The sequence below is a fragment of the Streptomyces sp. 3N207 genome (assembly GCF_052246355.1).
Taxonomy (GTDB): Bacteria; Actinomycetota; Actinomycetes; order Streptomycetales; family Streptomycetaceae; genus Streptomyces.
The window spans coordinates 1-5,185 of the sequence record NZ_JBQQBV010000053.1; the positions used below are offsets into that span (position 1 = coordinate 1).

The 5,185-nt window shown below is 57.9% G+C and carries 2 rRNA genes; both read right to left on the reverse strand.

Going from position 1 to position 5,185, the window contains the following annotated elements:
* Nucleotides 1-30: 30 nt before the first annotated feature.
* Nucleotides 31-3,155, reverse strand: a 23S ribosomal RNA gene (locus tag ACTWP9_RS36525).
* Between the two features lie 310 nt (nt 3,156-3,465).
* Nucleotides 3,466-4,993 (reverse strand): 16S ribosomal RNA (locus ACTWP9_RS36530).
* Together the 16S and 23S rRNA genes form the textbook arrangement of a ribosomal RNA operon.
* Nucleotides 4,994-5,185 lie beyond the last annotated feature (192 nt).

A 5,185-nucleotide genomic window follows, 5' to 3' on the forward strand; every position in this document is an offset into this window, starting at 1 on the left:
TCAGAACCAACACAGTGGACGCGAGCATCTATGGACAAGCCCTCGGCCTATTAGTACCGGTCACCTCCACACGTTACCGTGCTTCCAGACCCGGCCTATCAACCCCGTCATCTCCAGGGAGCCTTACTCGCTCAAGGCGATGGGAGTCCTCATCTCGAAGCAGGCTTCCCGCTTAGATGCTTTCAGCGGTTATCCTTCCCGAACGTAGCCAACCAGCCATGCCCTTGGCAGAACAACTGGCACACCAGAGGTCCGTCCGTCCCGGTCCTCTCGTACTAGGGACAGCCCTTCTCAAGACTCCTACGCGCGCAGCGGATAGGGACCGAACTGTCTCACGACGTTCTAAACCCAGCTCGCGTACCGCTTTAATGGGCGAACAGCCCAACCCTTGGGACCGACTCCAGCCCCAGGATGCGACGAGCCGACATCGAGGTGCCAAACCATCCCGTCGATATGGACTCTTGGGGAAGATCAGCCTGTTATCCCCGGGGTACCTTTTATCCGTTGAGCGACGGCGCTTCCACAAGCCACCGCCGGATCACTAGTCCCGACTTTCGTCCCTGCTCGACCCGTCAGTCTCACAGTCAAGCTCCCTTGTGCACTTACACTCACCACCTGATGACCAACCAGGCTGAGGGAACCTTTGGGCGCCTCCGTTACTCTTTAGGAGGCAACCGCCCCAGTTAAACTACCCACCAGACACTGTCCCCGATCCGGATCACGGACCCAGGTTAGACATCCAGCACGACCAGAGTGGTATTTCAACAACGACTCCACAACCACTGGCGTGGCCGCTTCACAGTCTCCCACCTATCCTACACAAGCCGAACCGAACACCAATATCAAGCTGTAGTAAAGGTCCCGGGGTCTTTCCGTCCTGCTGCGCGAAACGAGCATCTTTACTCGTACTGCAATTTCACCGGGCCTATGGTTGAGACAGTCAAGAAGTCGTTACGCCATTCGTGCAGGTCGGAACTTACCCGACAAGGAATTTCGCTACCTTAGGATGGTTATAGTTACCACCGCCGTTTACTGGCGCTTAAGTTCTCAGCTTCACCACCCCGAAGAGTGACTAACCGGTCCCCTTAACGTTCCAGCACCGGGCAGGCGTCAGTCCGTATACATCGCCTTACGGCTTCGCACGGACCTGTGTTTTTAGTAAACAGTCGCTTCTCGCTGGTCTCTGCGGCCACCCCCAGCTCACCAAGCATGTTGGATCACCAGAAATGGCCCCCCTTCTCCCGAAGTTACGGGGGCATTTTGCCGAGTTCCTTAACCATAGTTCACCCGAACGCCTCGGTATTCTCTACCAGACCACCTGAGTCGGTTTAGGGTACGGGCCGCCACACAACTCGCTAGAGGCTTTTCTCGACAGCACAGGATCACCCACTTCACCACAAACGGCTCGGCATCAGGTCTCACCCTCCATGCCAGGCGGATTTCCCTACCTGACGGGCTACACCCTTACCCCGGGACAACCATCGCCCGGGCTGGACTACCTCACTGCGTCACCCCATCACTCACCTACTACAAGCTTGGACCGTCGGCTCCACCACTCCCCCACACTCCGAAGAGCATGAAGGCGGCTTCACGGACTTAGCATCACCTGATTCAATGTTTGACGCTGCATAGCGGGTACCGGAATATCAACCGGTTCTCCATCGACTACGCCTGTCGGCCTCGCCTTAGGTCCCGACTTACCCTGGGCAGATCAGCTTGACCCAGGAACCCTTAGTCAATCGGCGCACACGTTTCTCACGCATGTATCGCTACTCATGCCTGCATTCTCACTCGTGAACCATCCACAACTCGCTTCCACGGCTGCTTCACCCGGCACACGACGCTCCCCTACCCACCACAACAGGCGTTAGCCCTCACGTTGCAGTGACACGACTTCGGCGGTGTACTTGAGCCCCGCTACATTATCGGCGCAGAATCACTTGACCAGTGAGCTATTACGCACTCTTTCAAGGATGGCTGCTTCTAAGCCAACCTCCTGGTTGTCTCTGCGACTCCACATCCTTTCCCACTTAGCACACGCTTAGGGGCCTTAGTCGATGCTCTGGGCTGTTTCCCTCTCGACCATGGAGCTTATCCCCCACAGTCTCACTGCCGCGCTCTCACTTACCGGCATTCGGAGTTTGGCTAAGGTCAGTAACCCGGTAGGGCCCATCGCCTATCCAGTGCTCTACCTCCGGCAAGAAACACACGACGCTGCACCTAAATGCATTTCGGGGAGAACCAGCTATCACGGAGTTTGATTGGCCTTTCACCCCTAACCACAGGTCATCCCCCAGGTTTTCAACCCTGGTGGGTTCGGGCCTCCACACGGTCTTACCCGCGCTTCACCCTGCCCATGGCTAGATCACTCCGCTTCGGGTCTTGAACACGCTACTCAAACGCCCTCTTCGGACTCGCTTTCGCTACGGCTCCCCCACACGGGTTAACCTCGCAACATGCCGCAAACTCGCAGGCTCATTCTTCAAAAGGCACGCAGTCACGACGCAGGAAACGAATTCCCCACGCGACGCTCCCACGGCTTGTAGGCACACGGTTTCAGGTACTCTTTCACTCCGCTCCCGCGGTACTTTTCACCATTCCCTCACGGTACTATCCGCTATCGGTCACCAGGGAATATTTAGGCTTGACGGGTGGTCCCGCCAGATTCACACAGGATTTCTCGGGCCCCATGCTACTTGGGAACAACACAAGTGAGCCGTACAGATTTCAGCTACGGGGGTCTTACCCTCTACGCCGGGCCTTTCGCATGCCCTTCGCCTATCCATACGGTTTCTAACTCACCCAGCCGCCGGCAGACGACTGAAGCGCAGTCCCACAACCCCGCATGCGCAACCCCTGCCGGGTCTCACACACATACGGTTTAGCCTCCTCCGGTTTCGCTCACCACTACTCCCGGAATCACGGTTGTTTTCTCTTCCTACGGGTACTGAGATGTTTCACTTCCCCGCGTTCCCTCCACACCGCCTATACATTCAGCGGCAGGTGACAGCCCATGACGACTGCCGGGTTCCCCCATTCGGACACCCCCGGATCACAGCTCGGTTGACAGCTCCCCGGGGCCTATCGCGGCCTCCCACGTCCTTCATCGGTTCCTGGTGCCAAGGCATCCACCGTGCGCCCTTAAAAACTTGGCCACAGATGCTCGCGTCCACTGTGCAGTTCTCAAACAACAACCAGCCACCCACCACCCCACCACAAACGGCGAGTTCACCGGGACCGGCAACCGAAGGACAGCCACAAACGGCCGTACCCTCAGACACCCAACAGCGCGCCCAACCCAACCAGCCCCAGACCCGCGTTCCACACCTCAAAGAGGCAGTACTAACGAAACCGGCACCAGCCAGGCCGAATAGTCAACGTTCCACCCATGAGCAACCCACCGTCAGACACTCGCTGACGCAGTGGGCCTCTGACCGGGCAAGCCCGGTAAGAAGTGCTCCTTAGAAAGGAGGTGATCCAGCCGCACCTTCCGGTACGGCTACCTTGTTACGACTTCGTCCCAATCGCCAGTCCCACCTTCGACGATTCCCTCCCACAAAGGGGTTGGGCCACCGGCTTCGGGTGTTACCGACTTTCGTGACGTGACGGGCGGTGTGTACAAGGCCCGGGAACGTATTCACCGCAGCAATGCTGATCTGCGATTACTAGCGACTCCGACTTCATGGGGTCGAGTTGCAGACCCCAATCCGAACTGAGACCGGCTTTTTGAGATTCGCTCCACCTCACGGCATCGCAGCTCATTGTACCGGCCATTGTAGCACGTGTGCAGCCCAAGACATAAGGGGCATGATGACTTGACGTCGTCCCCACCTTCCTCCGAGTTGACCCCGGCAGTCTCCCGTGAGTCCCCAACCTCCGAAGAGTTGCTGGCAACACAGGACAAGGGTTGCGCTCGTTGCGGGACTTAACCCAACATCTCACGACACGAGCTGACGACAGCCATGCACCACCTGTACACCGGCCCAAAGGGAGCGACCATCTCTGGCCGTTTCCGGCATATGTCAAGCCTTGGTAAGGTTCTTCGCGTTGCGTCGAATTAAGCCACATGCTCCGCCGCTTGTGCGGGCCCCCGTCAATTCCTTTGAGTTTTAGCCTTGCGGCCGTACTCCCCAGGCGGGGCACTTAATGCGTTAGCTGCGGCACGGACAACGTGGAATGTCGCCCACACCTAGTGCCCAACGTTTACGGCGTGGACTACCAGGGTATCTAATCCTGTTCGCTCCCCACGCTTTCGCTCCTCAGCGTCAGTATCGGCCCAGAGATCCGCCTTCGCCACCGGTGTTCCTCCTGATATCTGCGCATTTCACCGCTACACCAGGAATTCCGATCTCCCCTGCCGAACTCCAGCCTGCCCGTATCGAATGCAGACCCGGGGTTAAGCCCCGGGCTTTCACATCCGACGCGACAAGCCGCCTACGAGCTCTTTACGCCCAATAATTCCGGACAACGCTCGCACCCTACGTATTACCGCGGCTGCTGGCACGTAGTTAGCCGGTGCTTCTTCTGCAGGTACCGTCACTCACGCTTCTTCCCTGCTGAAAGAGGTTTACAACCCGAAGGCCGTCATCCCTCACGCGGCGTCGCTGCATCAGGCTTTCGCCCATTGTGCAATATTCCCCACTGCTGCCTCCCGTAGGAGTCTGGGCCGTGTCTCAGTCCCAGTGTGGCCGGTCGCCCTCTCAGGCCGGCTACCCGTCGTCGCCTTGGTAGGCCATCACCCCACCAACAAGCTGATAGGCCGCGGGCTCATCCTGCACCGCCGGAGCTTTCCACCACCATGAGATGCCCCAAGTGGTCATATCCGGTATTAGACCCCGTTTCCAGGGCTTGTCCCAGAGTGCAGGGCAGATTGCCCACGTGTTACTCACCCGTTCGCCACTAATCCCCGACCGAAGCCGGTTCATCGTTCGACTTGCATGTGTTAAGCACGCCGCCAGCGTTCGTCCTGAGCCAGGATCAAACTCTCCGTGAATGCTTCAATTCGCGGAAGAGCGGAACCAGGGAAGGAATAATCCCCCGGTCCACAGCGTCCTCGCTGTAATCTTTTTCAAAGGAACCTCAACCCGCCGACACAATTACTGTCCGACAGGCCGGGGTATCAACATATCTGGCGTTGACTTTTGGCACGCTGTTGAGTTCTCAAGGAACGGACGCTTCCTTCGAA